Genomic DNA, 22457 nt, shown 5'->3' with positions numbered 1-22457 from the left:
ACCGAAACAGGTGATGGTATGAGAATAGGGATCCTCTTCCCGGTCGTTATTTTTATAACGGCGGTGGTCTTTTTAGCATGGTTTTTTGTCGGCGGTTATGCGGCTCCTGGGGCATAAATGCGCAAAACAACCGTCATTATGCTGATCGTTGCCCTCGCGGCGTTCGCCGGCACGCAGCTTGGCTGGTGGTAAACCCACTACGTAAAAAGGCCGCCATCTGGCAGCCTTTTTTAACGCTTACAGGGCTTAGCTTTTGATCTTTCTGTAGATAAACAGAACAACCAGTGCACCAATCACCGCGACGGCGAAACTACCGAAGTTAAAGCCATCGACCTTGCCAAACCCGAACAACGTACTGATCCAGCCGCCGACTACCGCGCCGACAATACCCAGTATTACGGTGACGATAAACCCACCGCCATCTTTGCCCGGCATGATCCACTTCGCCAGAATACCCGCAATAAGCCCAAAGATAATCCAGGATAAAATTCCCATAACGTTCCTCTCTGTATGGTTTTTGTCATTAAATCAACGACACAAAAAGAATAGCACAGGATCTGAGAAAGGAAATTCGTGATAAGCATCACAACGAGAGAGTGCGTAACGATTAGCCAGCGGACAGATCGCGCCACATGAAATGTAGGGTTGCATCTTTTGTTGAGAAAGATTATCTTTCTCAACACTGAATAGTTGAGAGAAACACTCAGGTATTCAGTACGACATTGCTCACATTGCTTCCAGTATTTCTTGCCCACTCCTGAGTGGGCTTTTTTTTGCTCATAGCCCGACAAACGCATAACGATTACGTCCGGCGCGTTTTGCCTGGTAGAGCGCCTGGTCAGCGGCAATAATCAGGTTCTGCTGGCTGCCTGCGATGTCGACAGCGCGCGCAGTGGAAATCCCGACGCTGACCGTAACTCGCCTGAAGGGGCTAAAAGCATGATCGATTTGCAGGGAATAGACATTGCGAATAATGGTCTGCGCCAGACGAAGCGCCTCCTGAATATCCGTATCAGGTAATATCAGAGCGAACTCCTCTCCGCCATATCGCGCCACAGTCTGGTTATCACGGGTCAGGCTCTCCCGGAGACTGTTACCCAGCAATGCCAGGCACCGGTCCCCTTCCGGATGACCGTAGTTATCGTTGTATTTTTTAAAGTAATCCACATCCACAAGGAGCATTGATATCGGTGCGTCATGGGCAGCACACCGCGCGATTTCCGAGAGGATCCTTTCATCAAAGATGCGGCGGTTGTACAGCCCGGTCAGCGCATCCTCAGAGGCGATAATTTTTAGCGCTTTGTTATCCCGCGCTTTTCGGGACAAGTCGGAATAGAGGAACCATGACGCAACGATGAGTATCGCCGCGAAAACGAAAATCAGTACCGCCAGCTGAATGGCCTGTTTGCGCCAGGAGGAGAGCGCTTCATCAATGCTGACGGCCACGGTGGTGACCAGCCCGTAGCGTTTGTTTTTCTCATAGGCATAAATGCGCTCGATTTTATCAAACCGCGAAATGGAGCTGGCTATCCCTGTATTTTGTACCTTGAGGTATTTCCTGAAGAGGGGTGAATCAGAAACAATGGTGCCGATATAGGTATTTTTAAAAGGATAACGAACCAGTAGCACGCCAGATTGTGTCGTTAAGCCAATCACCCCCGAGTGACCGATATTAATCTGCCCGTACAGCGCGAGAAAATTCTCGATACCCAGCGTGACCACCACGACACCGTTAAAAGCCCCGGAAGGGGTTTCAAGGCGCCGACTGATGGTGATCACCCATTTACCATTGGTTCTACTTACCACCGGCTCACCAATAAAAATCTGCTGATTTTTATTTTCCTTATGGTAGATAAAAAATTCTCTGTCCGAGCCTTTACGCGGCCCGGTAAAACTTTCGTGCAATGCGGTAAAGATATCGCCCTGTGCATTGTAAACAACCACATTATTAATCTGGGTAAGAAGATTATCCTGATCGTTTATCATCCGCTGAATATTGATCGCCTGTTGCGCGGTCATGCCATAAATTTCGATCATGTCGGAAACGGTAGTAATTAACATTTCACTCTGGCGCATGATCCCCTCAGTGTAGACATCAAGGGTATGGCTCAGATTGGCGACGCTGGTATTAATTTGCTGGATTGACTGCTGTCTGGACGTGGCAATTTGGACGGCAAGCGACAGCGAGATGATCAAGGAGACAATGATGACGGTAATGGTTGTTGTGTAAAAAGTATTTTTCACATGCACGAGCTATTCCACCTTATCACGCCTGACGTCCCTGGCTGACAACTCTTGTCACTGTAACAAAGCTCAGGATAAGAGGAAAATGAATTGCACTTAAGCATACAACAGAAGCTCGTCTTTATTTCTTTTTTCACCGCCTGGCGACCGCCTTATTCCTGGCGCACTGCAAAGAACGAGGTTTTTACAGACTTACGGCCTCCCTGGGCTTAGATAAAATGACTTTAATAAAGTCTATATAGGAGACGGGTTTACCAAAATAATATCCCTGTAACAGGGTAATCTCATTACGGTTGAGATACTCCAGTTGCGCCTTCGTTTCTACACCTTCCGCCACAATACGCAATGAGAGTTTTTTCGCGAGATCAATAACACAGTCCAGCAGGATCGTGGAGTCCTTCTCCTCTGACACCCGGTTCACAAAACTCTTATCAATTTTAATGTAATCAATGGCAAGCGCATTAAGGCACGACAGCCCGGAATAGCCCGTGCCAAAATCGTCCAGGGCAATGACAAAACCGGCCTTATGCAGCAGGTTGAGGTTTTCCACCAGGTGAGGATTATCAACCAGCGGCTCACGCTCGGTCACCTCGAGCACCAGTTTGACTTCTTTCCCCTGAAACCCTTTGCCGAACACGCGGCAATCGCCGATGAAAGAAGGAGCATCGATGTGTCTGGCGCTGATGTTCACCCCAATATGAAAGCCGTCCGGCAGTTTCGACAACAGCGGCTTAAGCTGAGTAACCACTTTCGCCATTAACCCTTTGGTCAGCGGAATAATCAAGCCGCTACGTTCAGCAATCGGGATAAAGACATCCGGCGGGATAAAGCCTGATTTCGGATGTTTCCATCGGGCCAGGACTTCCACACCGTACAACCCGCCGGTATCACCATTCACGATGGGCTGATAATAGGGAACAATCTCTCCCTGCAAAATGGCCTTACGCAGATCGTCTTCAATGGAGGTGCTTTTTCCCTTGTAGCGGTGGATTAAAATGCCCACCGTCACGGACAGCGCGAGAACGAGCAATATGAGGCTCCATCCCTGCTGCAGGAACATGATGATGCGCTGATGCGGTTTTAACGCGGCCTCTGTCCCTGACACCCGTTGTCCGCTACGGGTACAGACCTGAGCCGCACTGACGGCTGTCGCGGTATGAATATTATTCTGTTTAGCCAACTGCCCGTTAACGATCACAATACCGCTCAGAAAGAGAAAAACAGCACTGACAATAGCGATCGTTACGTTGCGCACGATGTTTTCCTTAATAGAAAAAACAAGCATGGATGTTCTGGAGAAAAGTCTGTGGCAAAACCGGCGTACCTTAATAGCAATGAAAAAAGCTTAGCTGAGATTTATCTTAAAAAACTGATGCTTTCGTATGAGTTCATCCGCCTGATAGCGCTCACAAGCTGCGACTGACGGGCTTGTGCCTTGCCCTGGCTGTGTTAATATTTGAGCAATCAGGGAGTGGACAGGATCGCTGGAAAATGAAAAAAATGATTGCCGTTGCTATCGTTTCAACGCTTCTGGTCCTCCTCTCTCTTTATGCGGTCAATGCTGTTATCGTGGGTCAGCAGAAGAGCAAACAGCGTGAAATATCCCATACCCTCTTACGTTATTCAGAAGATCTCTCCCAAAGCGTGGCGCTGGCCCTGAAAAGTATTACGACACAAGGGTGCGATAAATCCAGTCTTGATAGCTACAGACAAATAAAGCTGGATAGCCTCTATTTCGGTGATATCGGTTTTATTGAAAATGGAAAAATAGTCTGTACCGCGTTTTGGGGAAAACTTGCCACGCCCGTTGCGCTTCCCACAGAACTGCATAAAACGCCGAGAGGCTTTCTGCTGGCGCAGTTTTCCAGAAAAGATTTTTTCACGGGCAACGCGGCAATTTATAACAATATTATTATTTTCACCTCCCGCTATGCTTACGATAAATTCACCCCGGTTACAGCAAGCTATTCGCTGAGCGCCACCACCAAAGACCTCGGCAGAACGTTTTTTACCACCGCCCCTGAGTTAACGCAGCAGAGCTGGCTGCATTCGAAGTTGTTTACCCTGACCCTTACCCGGTGCAGCGCCTTCTGGGACCTGTGTGTTATTGTGACGCATCACGACGCAGGGCTGGCCTCGTTACCCCCGTTTATCTTTGCGCTTCTGGCTGTCATTTTATATTTTATCTGGGTCGCGATAACGCTATTTATCTTCCGTCTCTATGAAGATCGTTTTTCGCTGGAACGCACGCTGATTAAAGCCGTGTTAACGAACACCATCAGCGTTAACTATCAGCCGATTATTCGCATTCACGATCAAAAAATAGTGGGCGTAGAAGTGCTGTCGAGATGGCGCGATCAAAAACAGGGGGATGTCTCCCCAGAGCTTTTCATTCCATTAATTAAGAAGATTGGTCTCTATAAAAAATATTATTGTAACATTATCGAAAAATCGCTCTCTGAAATCGCTCCGCTGGCGATTAAACATCAGCTGATTGTCTCACTGAATGTTGGACGCAAGGAAATTGAAGACGGCCAGTTTATTCACGTTTTGCAGCGAGTCTGTATGGCCAATCACCTTCCCCTCTCCCTGGTAAAGGTTGAGCTCTCTGAAAAAGCCGTTTCCAGCGCCGATATTCTCGAAGGATTTTGTCAGGAGCTTAAAGCGCTCGGCGTTAAAATATCAATCGATGATTTTGGCGTGCAAAACTCCAACCTCGCCAGACTGTCGCTGCTCGAATATGATGAAATCAAAATCGATAAGTCGCTGGTTGATGGCATCAGCGAGCATTATAAGCAAAATATCTTTGTGATCTTTAGCGACGCGCTGGCAAAACTGAATAAAACCCTGGTATTTGAAGGGGTGGAAAATGAAATACAGTATCGCTTCATTGCCGACAGATATCCCGATGCGCTAATCCAGGGATGGTACTTTTCTAAATCACTGACCCGCAGTGAGCTGGCAAAACGACTCACTGGCGTCGCATGTTCTGCGGAATAAATGACTGTGATCCGATAGCGTGATGCCGAGCGGTCAGGCAAAGCATCAGCATAAGGGTGTTTGAGGCAGGTTATTCATTTCCCCACTGATTGAGGAAATTCGCAATATCATCAATGCGGGTAGCGCGGATCCCGGCCTCTGCGGCCATCTCTTGCTGAGCGTCCTCGCTTATCTCCTCATTATTCGCTAAACGGGTGAGCAGCAGCTGGAAATAATGTGCCAGCGCATCGAGCTCAGACTCTGCGACCTGGTCTACCGCTTCCGTCGCATATTCCTCGGCAATGTCATAATATTTCAATGGGATAGTGTTGTTCATAACAGTCTCGTCGCTAACCAGTAAGGGTAAAGGCATCAGTATATCGGACGCTTTCCCGCAACCAAAGCCTTGCTTCAGATGAGTAACGCAAGCAGCGCTGCGAGCGCGGGCATGGCCTGCACATAAAGAATTTTTCGGCTGGCGGTGACTGCGCCGAATAGTCCGGCAATCAACACGCAGGCCAGGAAGAAGATCGCCACCGGAATACCTTTTTCGCCAAGCCAGAGGCTCCAGAGCAACCCAGCCGCCAGAAAACCGTTATACAGCCCCTGATTTGCGGCCAGCACGCGGGTGTCGCGCGCAAAGTCGGGACGCAGGTTAAAGGCCTTATGACCGGTTTTGGTATTCCACAGAAACATCTCCAGCACCAGAATATAGAGATGAATTAACGCAACAACCGTGATAAGGACGGTGGCTAACATCGTGTTGTCTCCCACAGGCAGAGGCAAAAAAAACGGGAACCCTCAGGCTCCCGTTACAGGTTAACCCAGAATCTGGATTACATGTTCGCGATAATCGCGTCGCCAAACTCTGAACATTTCAGTAGCTTAGCGCCTTCCATCAGACGTTCGAAATCGTAAGTTACGGTTTTCGCGTTGATCGCGCCTTCCATCCCTTTAACGATCAGGTCTGCGGCTTCGAACCATTCCATATGGCGCAGCATCATCTCTGCGGACAGGATGATTGAGCCTGGGTTCACTTTGTCCTGGCCTGCGTATTTTGGCGCAGTACCGTGGGTCGCTTCGAACAGGGCGCACTCGTCACCGATGTTCGCGCCAGGGGCGATACCGATACCGCCAACCTGAGCGGCCAGGGCGTCAGAGATGTAGTCACCGTTCAGGTTCATACAGGCGATCACGTCGTATTCCGCTGGACGCAGCAGGATCTGCTGCAGGAACGCATCGGCGATCACATCTTTAATGATGATCTCTTTGCCGGTGTTCGGGTTCTTGATTTTCTGCCATGGGCCGCCGTCGATCAGCTCGCCGCCGAACTCTTCTTTCGCCAACTGGTAGCCCCAGTCTTTGAACGCGCCTTCGGTGAACTTCATGATGTTGCCTTTGTGAACCAGGGTCACAGAGTCACGGTCGTTGGTGATCGCGTATTCAATGGCCGCACGCACCAGACGCTTGGTCCCTTCTTCGGAGCATGGCTTAATGCCGATACCGCAATGCTCAGGGAAGCGAATTTTCTTCACGCCCATCTCTTCGCGCAGGAATTTAATCACTTTTTCTGCGTCTGCAGAGTCAGCTTTCCATTCGATACCGGCGTAGATGTCTTCTGAGTTTTCGCGGAAGATAACCATATCGGTCAGTTCTGGGTGCTTAACCGGGCTTGGGGTGCCCTGATAGTAACGAACCGGACGCAGACAGACGTACAGGTCCAGCTCCTGACGCAGTGCCACGTTCAGGGAACGGATACCGCCGCCGACTGGCGTCGTCAGTGGGCCTTTGATAGCAACGCGGTATTCGCGGATCAGGTCCAGCGTTTCAGCTGGCAGCCAGACGTCCTGGCCATAAACTTGAGTCGATTTCTCACCGGTGTAAATTTCCATCCAGGAAATTTTACGCTCGCCTTTGTAGGCTTTCTCAACAGCGGCATCAACCACCTTCAGCATTGCCGGGGTAACGTCTACACCGATACCGTCACCTTCGATGAACGGGATAATCGGATTGTGAGGAACGTTAATCTTGCCGTTTTGCAGGGTGATCTTTTTACCTTCCGCCGGAACAACTACTTTGCTTTCCATTAACCTCTCCTTCGAGCGCTTCTGGTTGTTACTGATCTTATGTTAATAAATTGTAATGAGCCCTTCGATAGTACCTGATTGTCCGACGCCATGAAAGGTCTTCGTTATTAGGCTATAATGCGGCAATTGATAACGCCTGAAAATACCATGAAGAAAACTTCTTTTACAAAACACCGGGTTGAGCGATTCAGCTCGCGACAAGCCGCCAGAAGACCGCAACAAACCCAGCCGAAGCGGGTGATTTTGTTCAATAAACCCTACGATGTTTTGCCGCAGTTTACCGACGAAGCCGGGCGCAGCACGTTGAAGGACTACATTCCTGTTCAGGGGGTCTATGCGGCCGGTCGTCTGGACCGTGACAGCGAAGGCCTGCTGGTCTTAACCAACGACGGCGCGCTGCAGGCGAAGCTCACCCAGCCCGGGAAACGCACCGGAAAAATTTACTTCGTCCAGGTGGAAGGCGAGCCGGATGACGAGACGCTGGAAACATTACGCAAAGGCGTCACGCTGAACGATGGCCCCACCCTGCCCGCAGGTATTGAGCGCGTGAATGAACCGGCTTGGCTGTGGCCGCGCAACCCGCCTATCCGCGAACGCAAATCGATTCCGACCAGCTGGCTCAAAATCACCCTTTATGAAGGCCGCAACCGTCAGGTTCGGCGCATGACCGCACACGTTGGCTTTCCGACCCTGCGCCTGATCCGCTACGCCATGGGCAACTACACGCTGGAAACGCTCGCCAACGGTGAATGGCGGGACGTTACCTCTTAAGGAGTCACTATGTTTAAACCTCATGTCACGGTTGCCTGTGTGGTCCACGCCCAGGGGAAATTCCTTGTGGTGGAAGAGAGCATTAACGGCAAAGCGCTGTGGAATCAGCCTGCCGGACACCTTGAAGCCAATGAGACCCTGCTGCAGGCGGCGAAACGCGAGCTGTGGGAAGAGACCGGTATTCACGCTGAGCCCCAGCACTTCATCCGTTTGCACCAGTGGATTGCGCCCGACAGCACCCCGTTCCTGCGTTTTTTGTTTGCCGTTGAGCTTAGCGAAACGTGCACCACTGAACCGCAGGATGACGATATCGACCGCTGCCTGTGGGTCACCGCCGACGAGATCCTGAACGCGCCAAACCTGCGCTCGCCGCTGGTTGCGGAAAGCATCCGCTGCTGGCAATCTGCCGGTCGCTTACCGCTGGATGTCATCGGCGCATTTAACTGGCCGTTTACAGAGGGTGTCAATGGTGGGGGGGCGTGATAGAATACGCCGCCTTGAAGTTCAATGTCGTGAGTATTCCATGTCAGATAACAGCCAGAAAAAAGTAATCGTCGGCATGTCCGGCGGTGTCGATTCCTCCGTTTCCGCCTACCTGTTACAGCAACAGGGCTATAAGGTGGAGGGCCTGTTCATGAAGAACTGGGAGGAAGATGATGGCGAGGAATACTGCACTGCCGCTGCGGATCTCGCCGATGCGCAGGCCGTGTGCGATAAGCTCGGCATTGAACTGCACACCGTTAACTTTGCCGCAGAATACTGGGACAACGTTTTTGAACTGTTCCTCGAAGAGTACAAAGCCGGACGTACGCCAAACCCGGATATTCTGTGCAACAAAGAGATCAAATTTAAAGCCTTCCTGGAATTCGCCGCGGAAGATCTGGGCGCAGACTACATTGCGACCGGTCACTACGTGCGTCGCGCAGATGTGAATGGCAAAAGCCAGCTGCTGCGCGGTCTGGACGGCAACAAAGATCAGAGCTACTTCCTCTATACGCTGAGCCACGAGCAAATCGCCCAGAGCCTGTTCCCGGTTGGCGAGCTGGAAAAGCCGCAGGTGCGTAAAATCGCGGAAGAGCTGGATCTGATCACCGCGAAGAAAAAAGATTCTACCGGCATCTGCTTCATCGGCGAGCGCAAGTTCCGTGATTTCCTCGGTCGTTACCTGCCGGCACAGCCGGGCAAAATTGTCACCGTCGACGGCGACGAAATTGGCCAACACCAGGGGCTGATGTACCACACGCTCGGCCAGCGTAAAGGCCTGGGTATCGGCGGTACCAAAGAGGGTAGCGAAGATCCGTGGTACGTTGTCGACAAAGATGTCGAAAACAATATTCTGGTTGTGGCCCAGGGACACGACCATCCGCGTCTGATGTCCGTTGGTCTTATCGCGCAACAGCTGCACTGGGTCGATCGTGAGCCGTTAAAAGGCACACTGCGCTGCACGGTGAAAACACGTTACCGTCAGACCGATATTCCCTGCACCGTGACTGCGCTTGATGACGATCGCATTGACGTGCGTTTCGATGAGCCGGTTGCGGCCGTCACGCCGGGTCAGTCTGCTGTCTTCTACAGCGGCGAAATCTGCCTGGGCGGCGGGATTATTGAACAGCGCCTGCCCCTGCCCGCTGTTTAACACGATTGCACACATAAAGGAGACCGTGTGGCGAAGAACTACTATGACATCACCCTGGCACTGGCGGGAATTTGCCAGTCAGCCCGTCTGGTGCAACAGCTGGCACATCAGGGTCATTGCGACGCTGATGCCCTGCACGTTTCACTCAACAGCGTTATCGACCTCAATCCCGGCTCTACCCTGGGTGTGTTCGGCGGCAGTGAAACCAATCTTCGTCTCGGTCTTGAAACCCTGCTTGGCGTGCTCAACGCCAGTAGCCGTCAGGGGTTAAACGCAGAGCTGACCCGCTACACGTTAAGCCTGATGGTGCTGGAGCGTAAACTGAGCGCGGCAAAAGGCGCGCTCAATACCCTGGGCGATCGGATTGCCGGGTTACAGCGTCAGCTCGACCATTTTGACCTGCAGTCCGACACGCTGCTGAGCGCCATGGCCGGCATTTATGTCGATGTCATCAGCCCGCTCGGCCCGCGTATTCAGGTCACCGGCTCCCCTGCTGTGCTGCAAAGCCCACAGGTACAGGCAAAAGTACGCGCCTCCCTGCTGGCAGGGATCCGTGCCGCCGTGCTGTGGCACCAGGTTGGCGGTGGCCGCCTGCAGTTAATGTTTTCTCGTAATCGCCTGACCACTCAGGCAAAACAAATTCTTGCTCATTGTTAACCTCCCGGAGTTGCGAATTATGGAATTATCCTCACTGACCGCCGTATCCCCTGTCGATGGACGCTACGGCGATAAAGTCAGCGCGCTGCGCGGGATCTTCAGCGAATATGGTTTGCTGAAGTTCCGTGTTCAGGTTGAAGTACGCTGGCTGCAAAAGCTGGCCGCCCAGGCAGCAATCAAGGAAGTTCCTGCTTTTGACGCCCAGGCAAACGATTACCTTGATAAAATCGTGGCTGAGTTCAACGAAGAAGATGCTGCGCGCATTAAAACCATTGAGCGCACCACCAACCACGACGTAAAAGCGGTTGAGTATTTCCTGAAAGAGAAAGTGGAAAGTGTTCCTGCGCTGCACGCCGTATCTGAGTTCATTCACTTCGCCTGTACCTCAGAAGACATCAACAACCTGTCCCACGCCCTGATGCTCTCCACCGCACGTAAAGAGGTGGTGCTGCCATACTGGCGTAAAATCATCGACGCGGTGAAAGCGCTGTCCGTGGAATACCGCGACATCCCGCTGCTTTCCCGTACCCACGGTCAGCCAGCGACCCCCTCCACAATGGGTAAAGAGATGGCGAACGTGGCGTACCGTATGGAGCGCCAGTATCGTCAGCTGGAGCAGGTTGAGATCCTCGGCAAAATCAACGGTGCTGTCGGTAACTATAACGCCCACATCGCCGCGTACCCGGAAGTGGACTGGCACCAGTTCAGCGAAGAGTTCGTGACCTCGCTGGGCATTCAGTGGAACCCGTACACCACCCAGATTGAGCCGCATGACTATATTGCGGAGCTGTTTGACTGCATCGCACGCTTCAACACCATTCTGATCGACTTCGATCGTGACGTGTGGGGCTACATCGCGCTGAACCACTTCAAACAGAAAACCATCGCCGGTGAAATCGGCTCGTCAACCATGCCGCACAAAGTGAACCCTATCGACTTCGAAAACTCCGAAGGCAACCTGGGTCTGGCGAATGCCGTACTGCAGCATATGGCCAGCAAACTGCCGGTATCCCGCTGGCAGCGCGACCTGACCGATTCCACCGTACTGCGTAACCTGGGCGTGGGCATTGGCTACGCGCTGATCGCTTACCAGTCCACCCTGAAAGGCGTGAGCAAACTGGAAGTGAACCGCGATCGTCTGCTGGACGAGCTGGATCACAACTGGGAAGTGCTGGCAGAGCCGATTCAGACCGTCATGCGTCGTTACGGCATCGAAAAACCGTACGAGAAACTGAAAGAGCTGACCCGCGGCAAACGCGTTGATGCCGAAGGCATGAAGCAGTTTATCGACGGTCTGGCCCTGCCAGAAGAAGAGAAAACGCGTCTGAAAGCGATGACCCCGGCGAACTACATTGGCCGCGCCATCACCATGGTCGACGAGCTTAAGTAAAGTACCTTCCCCCCTTTCCGCCTGGAAAGGGGGTTGCTTTTCCCCGGTTTACTCAATGTTTATCCCCACAGCAACATAATCAGCGTTAAACTATTCATACTATTCATTCTGGGAGAAAAGATGATGCGCGTACTGGTTGTTGAGGATAACGCATTGCTACGTCATCACCTGAAGGTTCAGCTTCAGGAGATGGGACATCAGGTGGACGATGCTGAAGATGCAAAAGAAGCCGATTATTATCTCAATGAACATCTGCCGGATATCGCCATTGTCGATTTAGGGCTGCCCGATGAAGACGGCCTCTCGTTGATTCGTCGCTGGCGCAGCCATGATGTTTCCCTGCCGGTTCTGGTTCTGACCGCCCGTGAAGGCTGGCAGGATAAGGTCGAGGTGCTCAGCGCGGGAGCAGATGATTACGTTACCAAGCCGTTTCATATTGAAGAGGTGGCGGCCCGCATGCAGGCCCTGCTGCGCCGTAACAGCGGACTGGCTTCACAGGTTATCTCCATCCCGCCCTTCCAGGTTGACCTCTCCCGTCGGGAATTAGCGATCAACGATGAAGTGATCAAGCTAACCGCCTTCGAATACACCATTATGGAAACGCTGATCCGTAACAGCGGCAAGGTGGTGAGTAAAGATTCCTTAATGCTTCAGCTCTATCCTGATGCCGAACTGCGCGAGAGCCATACCATTGATGTGCTGATGGGACGTTTACGTAAGAAAATCCAGGCACAGTATCCGCAGGACGTCATTACTACCGTCCGTGGCCAGGGCTATCTGTTCGAATTACGCTAAATGAGACGGATCTTGCGCCATATTTTGCCCCTGTCGCTGCGGGTACGTTTTTTACTGGCAACGGCTGCCGTCGTGCTCGTGCTGTCGCTCTCCTACGGTATGGTCGCGCTGGTGGGTTACAGCGTCAGCTTTGATAAAACCACCTTTCGCCTGTTGCGTGGCGAAAGCAATTTGTTTTATACCCTGGCGAAATGGGAAAACAACAAAATCACCGTCGAGATGCCGGAAAACCTCAACCAGCAGAGCCCCACGCTGGCCCTGATTTATAACGAAAAGGGCAAGCTACTCTGGGCGCAGCGTGATATTCCCTGGCTGGTCAAAAGCATCCGGCCGGAGTGGCTCAAAACCAACGGATTTCATGAAATTGAAGCCGATCTCAATACCACCAGCTCTCTGATCCGGGAAGATCGCTCTCTGCAGCAAAAGCTGAATGAGATCCGCGCCGATGATGCCGAAACCGAGATGACGCACTCCGTTGCAATTAATCTCTATCCGGCGACGCTGAACATGCCGCAGCTGACCATCGTGGTGATCGACACCATTCCGGTCGAGCTTAAGCGTTCCTATATGGTCTGGAGTTGGTTCGTCTATGTGCTTGCGGCGAATCTGCTGCTGGTGATCCCGCTACTGTGGGTCGCGGCCTGGTGGAGCCTGCGGCCCATTGAGTCACTGGCGAAAGAGGTTCGCGAGCTGGAGGAACATCATCGCGAGAAGCTTAATCCGGAAACCACCCGCGAGCTCACCAGCCTGGTACGTAACCTCAACCGCCTGCTGAAAAGTGAACGCGAACGCTATGATAAGTACCGTACCACCCTGACCGACCTGACCCACAGCCTGAAAACGCCGCTGGCGGTCATGCAAAGTACCCTGCGTTCCATGCGCAGCTCCACGCTGAGCGTGGATGATGCCGAGCCGGTCATGCTGGAACAGATCAGCCGCATCTCCCAGCAAATTGGCTATTATCTGCACCGCGCCAGTATGCGTTCAGGAAGCGCGCTGCTGAGCCGCGAACTGCATCCCGTGGCCCCGCTTCTGGATAACCTCACTTCCGCCCTCAACAAGGTGTATCAGCGTAAAGGGGTTAACATCAGCCTCGATATCTCGCCTGAGATAAGTTTTGTCGGTGAGAAAAATGATTTTATGGAAGTGATGGGCAACCTGCTGGATAACGCCTGCAAATACTGTCTGGAGTTCGTGGAAGTGTCTGCGCGTCAGACCGATAACGAACTGCATATTATCGTTGAGGATGATGGCCCGGGGATCCCGCGCAATAAACGCGATGTGGTGTTCGATCGCGGTCAACGCGCTGATACGTTGCGTCCCGGCCAGGGTGTGGGACTCGCCGTGGCCCGGGAGATTGTTGACCAGTACGACGGAAAGATCGAAACCGGCGAAAGTTTGCTGGGCGGTGCCAGAATGGAGGTCATTTTTGGCCGTCAACAGCCTGCATCGAACGATAGTTAACCCGTTATGTGAAAAATGCGAGGATCTCGCAGCCGGGGGGCTGAGCTTCCGTTATAATCCGAGTCAGTAAGAGCCTGCGGAATAAAAAAATATGGATTATCACTTAACACTTAACTGGCCCGAGTTTATTGAACGCTACTGGCAAAAACGCCCGGTGGTTCTTAAACGCGGGTTCAGCAATTTTGTCGACCCTATCTCCCCTGATGAGCTGGCCGGTCTGGCTATGGAAAACGAAGTCGACAGCCGCCTGGTCAGCCACCAGGACGGGAAATGGCAGGTCAGCCACGGTCCTTTCGAAAGCTACGATCACCTCGGTGAAAACAACTGGTCGCTGCTGGTGCAGGCGGTCAACCACTGGCACGAGCCGACGGCCGCATTAATGCGTCCGTTCCGTGCCCTGCCCGACTGGCGCATGGACGATTTGATGATCTCGTTCTCGGTGCCTGGCGGCGGCGTAGGTCCGCATCTGGATCAGTACGACGTGTTTATCATTCAGGGGACGGGCCGCCGCCGCTGGCGCGTGGGCGAAAAAGTGCCCATGAAGCAGCACTGCCCGCATCCGGATCTGCTTCAGGTTGATCCGTTTGAAGGGATTATCGACGAAGAACTGGAGCCGGGTGATATTCTCTACATCCCGCCAGGATTCCCTCATGAAGGTTATTCCCTGGAAAACTCACTTAACTACTCCGTCGGGTTCCGCGCACCAAGCGGCCGCGAGATGATCAGCGGGTTTGCCGATTACGTTCTGCAACGCGAGCTGGGCAGCTATCGTTATAGCGATCCGGATGTGCCTGCGCGCGAGCATCCGGCAGACATCCTGCCTGCGGAGCTCGATAAGCTGCGCGGCATGATGCTGGATCTGATCAACGAGCCGGAACATTTCAGACAGTGGTTTGGTGAGTTTATCAGCCAGTCTCGTCATGAGCTGGACGTTGCGCCGCCAGAGCCGCCGTATCAGGCCGACGAGATTTATGATGCCCTTCAGCAGGGCGACAAGCTGGTACGTCTGGGCGGATTGCGCGTGCTGCGCATTGGTGAGGATGTCTTCGTCAACGGTGAGAAGCTGGACTCCCCGCACCGTCCGGCGCTGGATGCCATTGCCAGCCATCTGGTGTTGACCGCCGAGACCTTTGGCGACGCGCTGGAGGACCCGTCCTTCCTCGCGATGCTGGCTGCGCTCGTCAACAGCGGGTACTGGTTCTTTGAGGACTGAGTCGCCTTAACGCCCGGTGGCGCTTCGCTTACCGGGCCTACGATCGTGGGTTTTGTAGGCCGGGTAAGGCGCAGCCGCCACCCGGCTTTTTACTTCCGCTCCCCCGCCGCAAAATCCTCGATCTCTCCCGCCCAATTCACCGGATACACGCCTTCCCGAAGGTCACGATGAAATGTTGAATACGGCCAGTCACTGCCCTTACTGACATAACCGTGTTTTACAGGATTGATGTAGATGTAATCCACATGCCGCCGGTAGTCCTCTTCGTTACGAATGGTGTGCTCCCAGAAGCGTGGCTGCCAGATGTGGCGCGTGTCGATGATGCGGCTAAAAGTCTTTTTGATGTCGCGCCAGCGGGCGGAAAAATCACTGTCTCCTTCCGGTAGGGTCCAGATACAGTGCATATGTTCAGGCAAAATAACCCAGGCGTTTATGGTGAAGGGCTTCGCACGTTTAACCATTGAGGTGGCGGAACGCAGGCTATCGATATGGTGGGTAAGCAAATCGCTCTGACGATTTTGCAGGTTGACGGTGAAAAACCAGGTGCCTCCGGGGACGTAATGGCGACGATAGTTTGACATGGGCACTCCTTTGCCTCAATGCCGGGTGGCGGCTTCGCCTTACCCGGCCTACATTTAGCAAAACGCGACTACCGCTTCGCGGTTAACTCCGCAATCCGCACAATCACCTTCACCGCTTTTTCCATCCCTTCCAGGGTGACGAACTCATGTTTACCGTGATAGTTGTAGCCACCGGTAAACAGGTTCGGGCACGGCAGTCCCATAAACGACAACTGAGAACCGTCGGTACCGCCACGAATCGGTTTTAATACCGGTTCAATATCGCAGTCGCGCATGGCCTGCTGGGCAATATCAAGAATATGCGGATGGGCCATCACCTTCTCACGCATATTGTAATAACTGTCTTCGATAATAAGCTCGATATAGCAGTCAGGGTGTAAGCCCTTCCCGACCTTTTTGGCGATCTCCATCATCTTGCGCTTGCGCGCCTCAAAGGCTTTGCGATCAAAATCGCGGATGATGTAGTGCATCTGGGCGCTGTCCACGGTGCCTTTGATGCTGGTCAGGTGATAGAACCCTTCATACCCTTCCGTCTGTTCAGGGCTCTCATCTGCCGGGACTTCCGCATGAATTCTGGAGGCCAGCGATAGCGCGTTCACCATGACGCCTTTCGCCGAACCGGGGTGAACATTGTTGCCGACAATTTTGATCGTCACGGACGCGGCGTTGAAGTTTTCATACTCCAGTTCACCAACGCCGCCGCCATCGACGGTATACGCCCACTGCGCGTTGAAGGCTTCCACGTCGAAATGTTTTGCGCCTTTACCGACCTCTTCGTCCGGCGTAAAAGCCACCCGGATATCCCCGTGGGGGATATTTTTTTCCTTCAGTACCGCCAGCGCCGTCATGATTTCCGCGATACCGGCCTTGTCATCCGCCCCCAGCAGCGTTTTCCCGTCGGTGGTGATCAGCGTCTGCCCCAGCAGCTGGTGCAGCACCGGGAACATCACCGGGGAAAGTACCTCGTCACCGATCCCCAGCGCAATGTCGCCGCCACGGTAGTTTTCAACAATCTGCGGGTTCACATGTTTACCGCTAAAATCCGGAGAGGTGTCGACATGGGAGATAAAGCCAATCGCGGGAATGTCACCCGGGACATTCGCCGGCAGCGTTGCCATCACAGTGCCTTTTTCGCTTAACGTGACGTTGACCAGCCCCATGGCGTCAAGCTGCTCTTTGAGCAGGTTTAATAGCTTCCACTGGCCTTCGGTGCTCGGCACCTGGCGGACACCCGGTTTAGATTGGGTATCCAGCGAAACGTACTGTAAAAAACGCTCAAGTAATTTATCCATGCAGTCACCCTCACTTTTTGTGACAACATTATCAATAAGCATCAAAACGCAAATATTGCGTCAGGTCACTTTTATCCCGCAAACGAGAATATTTTCCGTTTATATCGTTACACGTCAGTAAATGTAGCTTATGAATCAGTGACAAGGATTGGCGATTGCGGGGGATTGCCGTAGAATGTCCGCCCTCATTACGAGTCACCAAGGTGGTTACACACAAACCCCGCTTCAGTCTGCTGCCTGAGGCGTCTATATGGGACAGCGCAAAAATTGAATACACAATCCCGTTCACGTGCGCCGCTGGTGCAACTGGAACGAATTCGTAAAAGTTTTGATGGTAAAGACGTTATTTCCGACCTCAATCTCACCATCAATGACGGTGAGTTTCTTACGCTGCTTGGCCCCTCTGGCTGCGGCAAAACCACTGTACTGCGCCTTATCGCCGGGCTGGAAAGCGTCGATAACGGTCAAATCCTTCTTGAAAACCAGGACATTACGCGGGTTCCCGCCGAAGATCGTCACGTCAACACGGTCTTTCAAAGCTATGCCCTGTTCCCGCACATGACGGTGTTTGAGAACGTGGCGTTTGGCCTGCGGATGCAAAAAACCCCGGCGAACGAGATAGAACCGCGCGTCACCGAAGCCCTGCGCATGGTGCAGCTTGAGACGTTTGCTAAACGTAAACCGCATCAGCTTTCCGGTGGTCAGCAGCAGCGTGTAGCCATCGCCCGCGCCGTGGTCAATAAACCTCGCCTGCTTCTGCTGGATGAGTCCCTCTCCGCGCTGGATTACAAACTGCGCAAGCAGATGCAGAACGAACTTAAGGCCCTGCAGCGCAAGCTCGGCATTACCTTTGTCTTCGTCACTCACGACCAGGAAGAGGCCCTGACCATGTCCGACCGTATCGTGGTGATGCGTGACGGCAAAATCGAGCAGGACGGCACGCCGCGTGAAATTTACGAAGAGCCGAAGAACCTGTTTGTCGCAAGCTTCATTGGTGAGATCAATATCTTTAACGCCACGGTGATTGAACGTCTGGATGACCAGCGCGTGCGGGCCAGCGTTGAAGGTCGCGAGTGCAACATCACCGTAAATTTCCCCGTCGAGAAGGGGCAAAAGCTCAACGTTCTGCTGCGCCCGGAAGATCTGCGCGTTGACGAAATTCACGGCAACACTGAGGCCGAAGGGCTCATCGGCTATATCCGCGAGCGCAACTACAAAGGGATGACGCTGGAATCCGTCGTTGAACTGGAGAACGGCAAAATGGTGATGGTCAGTGAGTTCTTTAACGAGGACGACCCGGACTTCGACCACTCTCTCGACCAGAAAATGGTTATCAACTGGGTAGAAAGCTGGGAGGTTGTGCTGGCTGATGAAGAACACAAGTAAGTTCCAGAATGTGGTGATTGCCACGATCGTCGGTTGGCTTGTGTTGTTTGTCTTTTTACCCAACCTGATGATCATCGCCACCAGCTTCCTGACCCGCGATGACGCTAGCTTCGTTTCGCTGGTCTTTACGCTGGACAACTACGCGCGCCTGCTCGATCCGCTCTATTTTGACGTGCTGCTGCACTCGCTCAATATGGCGCTGATCGCCACGATTGCCTGCCTGGTGCTGGGTTATCCTTTCGCCTGGTTCCTCGCGGGCCTGCCGCAAAAGGTGCGCCCACTGCTCCTGTTTTTGCTGATTGTGCCGTTCTGGACCAACTCACTCATTCGCATCTACGGGCTGAAAATTTTCCTCAGTACCAAAGGCTATCTCAACGCGTTTCTGCTGTGGCTGGGGGTAATCGATACCCCGATCCGCATCATGTTTACGCCTGGCGCGGTCATTATCGGTCTGGTCTATATCCTGCTGCCGTTTATGGTGATGCCGCTCTACTCCAGTATTGAGAAGCTGGATAAACCGCTGCTGGAAGCGGCAAAAGATCTAGGGGCGAATAAGCTGCAGACTTTTATCCGCATTATCATCCCGCTGACGATGCCTGGCATTATCGCGGGTTGTCTGCTGGTGATGCTTCCGGCGATGGGGCTTTTCTACGTGTCTGACCTGATGGGCGGCGCGAAAAACCTGCTGATTGGTAATGTCATCAAGAGCCAGTTCCTGAACATTCGCGACTGGCCGTTCGGCTCCGCCACCAGCATAACGCTAACAGTGGTGATGGGTCTGATGCTGCTGGTCTACTGGCGCGCTTCACGACTGCTGAACAAGAAGGTGGAACTCGAATGATCGGTCGACTGCTTCGCGGCGGTTTTATGACCGCCATTTATGCATACCTGTATATCCCGATTATCATTTTGATCGTGAACTCATTTAACAGCTCGCGTTTTGGTATCAACTGGCAGGGCTTTACCACCGACTGGTACAGCCTGCTGATGAATAACGACAGCCTGCTGCAGGCCGCTCAGCACTCGCTGACGATGGCGATCTTCTCCGCCACCTTCGCCACGCTGATTGGTTCGCTCACTGCCGTGGCGTTGTATCGCTACCGATTCCGCGGAAAACCGTTCGTTAGCGGTATGCTGTTTGTGGTGATGATGTCCCCGGACATCGTGATGGCGATTTCGCTGCTGGTGCTGTTTATGCTGCTCGGCGTTCAGCTTGGCTTCTGGTCACTGCTGTTTTCCCATATCACCTTCTGCCTGCCGTTTGTGGTGGTGACGGTCTTTGCACGCCTGAAAGGGTTCGACGTGCGTATGCTGGAGGCGGCGAAGGATCTGGGTGCCAGCGAGATGACTATCCTGCGCAAAATCATCCTGCCGCTGGCGATGCCCGCTGTTGCCGCGGGATGGCTGCTTAGCTTTACCCTGTCGATGGATGACGTGGTGGTCTCCTCCTTCGTGACCGGGCCGAGCTATGAAATTCTGCCGTTGAAAATTTATTCGATGGTGAAAGTCGGCGTTTCACCTGAGGTGAACGCGCTGGCGACCATTCTGCTGGTGTTTTCGCTGGTTCTGGTGATCACAAGCCAGGTTATTGCTCGTGATAAAACAAAATCTCAGGGGACAATGAAATGAAAAAAATGCTCGCCGCTGCGGCGCTGGTGCTTGGCATGGGTGCCGCGCACGCAGATGACAGCAAAACGCTCTACTTCTATAACTGGACCGAGTATGTGCCGCCGGGACTGCTGGAACAGTTTACGAAGGAGACGGGCATCAAGGTTATCTACTCCACCTATGAGTCGAATGAAACCATGTACGCCAAGCTAAAAACCTACAAGGACGGCGCGTACGATCTGGTCGTGCCTTCCACCTACTTTGTCGACAAAATGCGCAAAGAGGGCATGATTCAGAAGATCGATAAAACAAAGCTAACCAATTTTTCAAATCTCGATCCGGAGATGCTTAACAAACCGTTCGACCCCAATAACGACTACTCCATTCCGTATATCTGGGGTGCGACCGCGATTGGCGTGAACAGCGATGCCGTCGATCCGAAAACAGTGACAAGCTGGGCCGATCTGTGGAAACCAGAATACAAAGGCAGCCTGTTGTTAACCGACGATGCGCGCGAAGTGTTCCAGGTGGCGCTGCGCAAGCTGGGTTATTCAGGCAACACGACGGATCCGAAAGAGATCGAAGCGGCGTATAACGAGCTGAAAAAGCTGATGCCTAACGTGGCGGCATTCAACTCTGATAACCCGGCAAATCCGTATATGGAAGGCGAAGTGAATCTGGGGATGGTCTGGAACGGCTCTGCCTTTGTCGCCCGTCAGGCCGGCACGCCGCTTGAGGTGGTCTGGCCGAAGGAAGGCGGGATCTTCTGGATGGATAGCCTCGCTATCCCGGCCAATGCGAAAAACGTGGACGGTGCGCTAAAGCTGATTAACTTCCTGCTGCGGCCGGACGTGGCGAAACAGGTTGCTGAGACGATTGGCTACCCAACACCCAACCTGGCTGCGCGCAAGCTGCTGAAGCCTGAGGTGGCGAACGATAAATCGCTTTATCCGGATGCCCAGACCATCAGCAAAGGGGAGTGGCAGAATGATGTCGGCGACGCCAGCCGCCTCTACGAAGAGTATTACCAGAAATTAAAAGCGGGCCGATAAACGGTATCGCGTTCTTCCTCGCGCCGCCTGCACGGCGTGAGGAAGGATTAACTGACCGCATTCTCCCCTGCCCAGAGGGTCGCTTTTCTCATCGCTTCAACTACCGCCTCATCCGACAAACCCAGCGCCTCACGGACCGTGGCTGCCTCCTCCCATTGTTGCTGTTCGTAGTAACGGCAAAGCGTGACCATATCGGCTAACTGTCCCTCCTGATGGCACAACGCATTGCTCACATTCTGCGGCACCGCAATTTGCTTCATCAACTCTGCCATCGGCAGCTCAAGGAGGGTATCGAGCAGTGAAAACAGACCGCACATAAACGCATTTTCAGCCAGCGTCGGCTCGTTCATCGTCTCTGCGATCAGTTCGCAGAACTTCCCGCGCATCATACTCAAGGGGTATAGCTCGCTGACGGTATCATTCCCTGCACTCGCCAGGACCACGACGGCAACAAACCGTCTTAGCTGGTTTTCACCGAGGTATCTCAGCACCTCACTCAGCGTCAACTTACTGAAATTACAGGCGCCGATATGTTTAAATGCGGTGTGTTTCATGTAGCGCATGATTTTCCAGGAGAGCGTCAGGTCGGTTTTAATCAACGACTCGATGATGCGAAAATCAGGTTTATTGCGACCCACTTCCATTTGCAGACGGAAAATCGCCAGCTGATTTTGCGACAACCGTTTATATTTAATGACCTCCGGACGGCAGAAAAAATACCCCTGAAACAGAGAAAAGCCCTCTTCCCTGTATTGTTTGAATTCCTCTTTAGTCTCAATTTTTTCAGCGAGATATTTAATATGTCCGGTCAGATGTTTACGCTCTTTCAGATACGTTTTAATTTGCGCTAAGGTGTAATTTCTGACATCGAATTTCAGGATGGAAATATAAGGTAAAAAAGCATCCCATTCAGCTGCAAGGGTGAAATCATCAAGCGCAAACTGATAACCTTGCGCGTTCATCTCCTTAACGGCCTGCAAGAGTTCATCCCCCGGCACAGCATCCTCCAGGATCTCAATAACCACATGCTCTTTATCGAGCGCTTCACCACTGCGGTCAATGACCATGCGTGAAGGGAAGTTGATAAACGACGTATGTGTCCCGGCGATGCGCTGAGAAGGCACACATAAGAACTGGTCGGAAATCATTCTGGAGGTGGCATACTCCGCCGACACATCCGGAAAACGGTTTGTCATCCCGTCTCTGAAGAGCAGCTCATAGGCCACCGTTTTCATCTCAGGGTTAAAAATGGGTTGTCGCGCAATAAATCCGTACATATCCCATCCTCCTCTACAACTTAAT

Annotated in this window: 23 protein-coding genes; 14 read left to right on the top strand and 9 right to left on the bottom strand. The window is 52.8% G+C overall.

From position 1 onward, the window contains the following. The first annotated feature begins 18 nt into the window (after positions 1-18). Positions 19-117, top strand: a complete 99-nt coding sequence (locus tag SP99_RS24560; RefSeq protein ID WP_014883431.1) for a YoaK family small membrane protein — start codon at positions 19-21, stop codon at positions 115-117. 129 nt (positions 118-246) lie between these two features. Here the strand turns inward: SP99_RS24560 and SP99_RS08715 are convergent, their stop codons facing one another. The 3 genes from SP99_RS08715 to SP99_RS08705 all read right to left on the bottom strand — a co-directional run bounded on the left by SP99_RS08715 (position 247) and on the right by SP99_RS08705 (position 3499). Beyond that, entirely contained in the window at positions 247-495 is a 249-nt protein-coding gene (locus SP99_RS08715; RefSeq protein WP_008500746.1) for a GlsB/YeaQ/YmgE family stress response membrane protein, read from the bottom strand. A 282-nt stretch (positions 496-777) separates the two neighbouring features. Further along, positions 778-2250 carry a sensor domain-containing diguanylate cyclase gene (locus tag SP99_RS08710; protein ID WP_047958295.1) on the bottom strand — a complete coding sequence of 491 codons (1473 nt, stop codon included), beginning with the start codon at positions 2248-2250 and terminating at the stop codon, positions 778-780. 178 nt (positions 2251-2428) lie between these two features. Further along, positions 2429-3499, bottom strand: coding sequence for an EAL domain-containing protein (locus SP99_RS08705; RefSeq protein ID WP_047959792.1), 1071 nt, complete (start codon positions 3497-3499; stop codon positions 2429-2431). A gap of 236 nt (positions 3500-3735) precedes the next feature. Here SP99_RS08705 and SP99_RS08700 point away from each other — a divergent pair, with 236 nt between their 5' ends. After that, positions 3736-5244: an EAL domain-containing protein gene (locus SP99_RS08700; RefSeq protein WP_047958294.1), complete on the top strand. Its 1509-nt coding sequence runs from the start codon at positions 3736-3738 to the stop codon at positions 5242-5244. 70 nt (positions 5245-5314) lie between these two features. Here SP99_RS08700 and SP99_RS08695 read toward each other — a convergent pair whose 3' ends face one another. The 3 genes from SP99_RS08695 to icd form a co-directional block, all read right to left on the bottom strand. Then, on the bottom strand, positions 5315-5560 hold the full coding sequence (locus SP99_RS08695; protein ID WP_047959791.1) for a DUF2543 family protein: 246 nt from the start codon (positions 5558-5560) through the stop codon (positions 5315-5317). A gap of 74 nt (positions 5561-5634) precedes the next feature. Continuing rightward, positions 5635-5982 (bottom strand): DUF1304 domain-containing protein, encoded by a 348-nt coding sequence (locus tag SP99_RS08690; protein WP_025758186.1) that lies wholly within the window; start codon positions 5980-5982, stop codon positions 5635-5637. A gap of 77 nt (positions 5983-6059) precedes the next feature. After that, complete coding sequence (icd, locus tag SP99_RS08685) at positions 6060-7310, bottom strand: NADP-dependent isocitrate dehydrogenase (RefSeq protein WP_025758185.1); 1251 nt, start codon at positions 7308-7310, stop codon at positions 6060-6062. Positions 7311-7427: 117 nt separating this feature from the next. Here icd and rluE point away from each other — a divergent pair, with 117 nt between their 5' ends. From rluE to SP99_RS08645, 8 genes are all read left to right on the top strand, one after another. Continuing rightward, positions 7428-8081 carry a 23S rRNA pseudouridine(2457) synthase RluE gene (gene rluE / locus SP99_RS08680; protein WP_045284970.1) on the top strand — a complete coding sequence of 218 codons (654 nt, stop codon included), beginning with the start codon at positions 7428-7430 and terminating at the stop codon, positions 8079-8081. A gap of 9 nt (positions 8082-8090) precedes the next feature. After that, entirely contained in the window at positions 8091-8564 is a 474-nt protein-coding gene (locus tag SP99_RS08675) for an NUDIX hydrolase (protein WP_047958293.1), read from the top strand. A 40-nt stretch (positions 8565-8604) separates the two neighbouring features. Next, entirely contained in the window at positions 8605-9717 is a 1113-nt protein-coding gene (gene mnmA / locus SP99_RS08670; protein ID WP_045284972.1) for a tRNA 2-thiouridine(34) synthase MnmA, read from the top strand. A gap of 27 nt (positions 9718-9744) precedes the next feature. Then, complete coding sequence (gene hflD, locus SP99_RS08665) at positions 9745-10374, top strand: high frequency lysogenization protein HflD (protein ID WP_008500756.1); 630 nt, start codon at positions 9745-9747, stop codon at positions 10372-10374. Positions 10375-10393: 19 nt separating this feature from the next. Next, the gene (gene purB / locus SP99_RS08660; protein WP_047958292.1) at positions 10394-11764 is read left to right on the top strand and encodes an adenylosuccinate lyase; all 1371 of its coding nucleotides are present in this window, start codon (positions 10394-10396) and stop codon (positions 11762-11764) included. A 123-nt stretch (positions 11765-11887) separates the two neighbouring features. Continuing rightward, the gene (phoP, locus tag SP99_RS08655) at positions 11888-12559 is read left to right on the top strand and encodes a two-component system response regulator PhoP (RefSeq protein ID WP_045285019.1); all 672 of its coding nucleotides are present in this window, start codon (positions 11888-11890) and stop codon (positions 12557-12559) included. Further along, positions 12560-14023 carry a two-component system sensor histidine kinase PhoQ gene (gene phoQ, locus SP99_RS08650; protein ID WP_025758178.1) on the top strand — a complete coding sequence of 488 codons (1464 nt, stop codon included), beginning with the start codon at positions 12560-12562 and terminating at the stop codon, positions 14021-14023. 91 nt (positions 14024-14114) lie between these two features. Continuing rightward, on the top strand, positions 14115-15236 hold the full coding sequence (locus SP99_RS08645; protein ID WP_025758177.1) for a ribosomal protein uL16 3-hydroxylase: 1122 nt from the start codon (positions 14115-14117) through the stop codon (positions 15234-15236). Between the two features lie 89 nt (positions 15237-15325). Here the strand turns inward: SP99_RS08645 and SP99_RS08640 are convergent, their stop codons facing one another. Together SP99_RS08640 and pepT are read right to left on the bottom strand one after the other, a co-directional pair. Next, on the bottom strand, positions 15326-15817 hold the full coding sequence (locus SP99_RS08640) for an REP-associated tyrosine transposase (RefSeq protein WP_047958291.1): 492 nt from the start codon (positions 15815-15817) through the stop codon (positions 15326-15328). Between the two features lie 68 nt (positions 15818-15885). Then, positions 15886-17109 (bottom strand): peptidase T, encoded by a 1224-nt coding sequence (gene pepT, locus SP99_RS08635; RefSeq protein ID WP_045284975.1) that lies wholly within the window; start codon positions 17107-17109, stop codon positions 15886-15888. A gap of 237 nt (positions 17110-17346) precedes the next feature. On the opposite strand from pepT, the gene potA reads away from it, so the two are divergent. The 4 genes from potA to potD are packed head-to-tail and all read left to right on the top strand — an operon-like array spanning position 17347 to position 21155. Further along, positions 17347-18495 (top strand): spermidine/putrescine ABC transporter ATP-binding protein PotA, encoded by a 1149-nt coding sequence (gene potA / locus SP99_RS08630; RefSeq protein ID WP_197086106.1) that lies wholly within the window; start codon positions 17347-17349, stop codon positions 18493-18495. After that, on the top strand, positions 18479-19336 hold the full coding sequence (gene potB, locus SP99_RS08625) for a spermidine/putrescine ABC transporter permease PotB (RefSeq protein ID WP_045284977.1): 858 nt from the start codon (positions 18479-18481) through the stop codon (positions 19334-19336). Before potA ends, potB begins: the two co-directional genes overlap by 17 nt. After that, positions 19333-20124, top strand: coding sequence for a spermidine/putrescine ABC transporter permease PotC (gene potC / locus SP99_RS08620; protein WP_047958289.1), 792 nt, complete (start codon positions 19333-19335; stop codon positions 20122-20124). Before potB ends, potC begins: the two co-directional genes overlap by 4 nt. Beyond that, positions 20121-21155, top strand: coding sequence for a spermidine/putrescine ABC transporter substrate-binding protein PotD (potD, locus tag SP99_RS08615; protein ID WP_047958288.1), 1035 nt, complete (start codon positions 20121-20123; stop codon positions 21153-21155). The genes potC and potD overlap by 4 nt, the downstream gene beginning before the upstream one ends. Positions 21156-21202: 47 nt before the next feature. Here the strand turns inward: potD and SP99_RS08610 are convergent, their stop codons facing one another. Then, a complete protein-coding gene (locus SP99_RS08610; RefSeq protein WP_047958287.1) occupies positions 21203-22432 on the bottom strand; it encodes an EAL and HDOD domain-containing protein in 1230 nt (409 codons plus the stop codon). Positions 22433-22457 lie beyond the last annotated feature (25 nt).

This window comes from Enterobacter sp. BIDMC92, from assembly GCF_001030225.1.
In the GTDB taxonomy this organism is placed as follows: Bacteria; Pseudomonadota; Gammaproteobacteria; order Enterobacterales; family Enterobacteriaceae; genus Enterobacter; species Enterobacter sichuanensis.
Note: the sequence above shows the minus strand (reverse complement) of the source record. Positions and strands in the feature narration are given on the sequence as shown.

Coding starts and splice junctions, on each gene's coding strand:
- phoQ (WP_025758178.1), top strand. CDS start 12,560: ATGAGACGGATCTTGCGCCATATTTTGCCCCTGTCGCTGCGGGTACGT.
- SP99_RS08715 (WP_008500746.1), bottom strand. CDS start 495: ATGGGAATTTTATCCTGGATTATCTTTGGGCTTATTGCGGGTATTCTG.
- purB (WP_047958292.1), top strand. CDS start 10,394: ATGGAATTATCCTCACTGACCGCCGTATCCCCTGTCGATGGACGCTAC.
- SP99_RS24560 (WP_014883431.1), top strand. CDS start 19: ATGAGAATAGGGATCCTCTTCCCGGTCGTTATTTTTATAACGGCGGTG.
- SP99_RS08645 (WP_025758177.1), top strand. CDS start 14,115: ATGGATTATCACTTAACACTTAACTGGCCCGAGTTTATTGAACGCTAC.
- mnmA (WP_045284972.1), top strand. CDS start 8,605: ATGTCAGATAACAGCCAGAAAAAAGTAATCGTCGGCATGTCCGGCGGT.
- SP99_RS08675 (WP_047958293.1), top strand. CDS start 8,091: ATGTTTAAACCTCATGTCACGGTTGCCTGTGTGGTCCACGCCCAGGGG.
- icd (WP_025758185.1), bottom strand. CDS start 7,310: ATGGAAAGCAAAGTAGTTGTTCCGGCGGAAGGTAAAAAGATCACCCTG.
- potC (WP_047958289.1), top strand. CDS start 19,333: ATGATCGGTCGACTGCTTCGCGGCGGTTTTATGACCGCCATTTATGCA.
- SP99_RS08610 (WP_047958287.1), bottom strand. CDS start 22,432: ATGTACGGATTTATTGCGCGACAACCCATTTTTAACCCTGAGATGAAA.
- potB (WP_045284977.1), top strand. CDS start 18,479: ATGAAGAACACAAGTAAGTTCCAGAATGTGGTGATTGCCACGATCGTC.
- SP99_RS08700 (WP_047958294.1), top strand. CDS start 3,736: ATGAAAAAAATGATTGCCGTTGCTATCGTTTCAACGCTTCTGGTCCTC.
- phoP (WP_045285019.1), top strand. CDS start 11,888: ATGCGCGTACTGGTTGTTGAGGATAACGCATTGCTACGTCATCACCTG.
- potD (WP_047958288.1), top strand. CDS start 20,121: ATGAAAAAAATGCTCGCCGCTGCGGCGCTGGTGCTTGGCATGGGTGCC.
- SP99_RS08640 (WP_047958291.1), bottom strand. CDS start 15,817: ATGTCAAACTATCGTCGCCATTACGTCCCCGGAGGCACCTGGTTTTTC.
- SP99_RS08690 (WP_025758186.1), bottom strand. CDS start 5,982: ATGTTAGCCACCGTCCTTATCACGGTTGTTGCGTTAATTCATCTCTAT.
- rluE (WP_045284970.1), top strand. CDS start 7,428: ATGCGGCAATTGATAACGCCTGAAAATACCATGAAGAAAACTTCTTTT.
- SP99_RS08695 (WP_047959791.1), bottom strand. CDS start 5,560: ATGAACAACACTATCCCATTGAAATATTATGACATTGCCGAGGAATAT.
- pepT (WP_045284975.1), bottom strand. CDS start 17,109: ATGGATAAATTACTTGAGCGTTTTTTACAGTACGTTTCGCTGGATACC.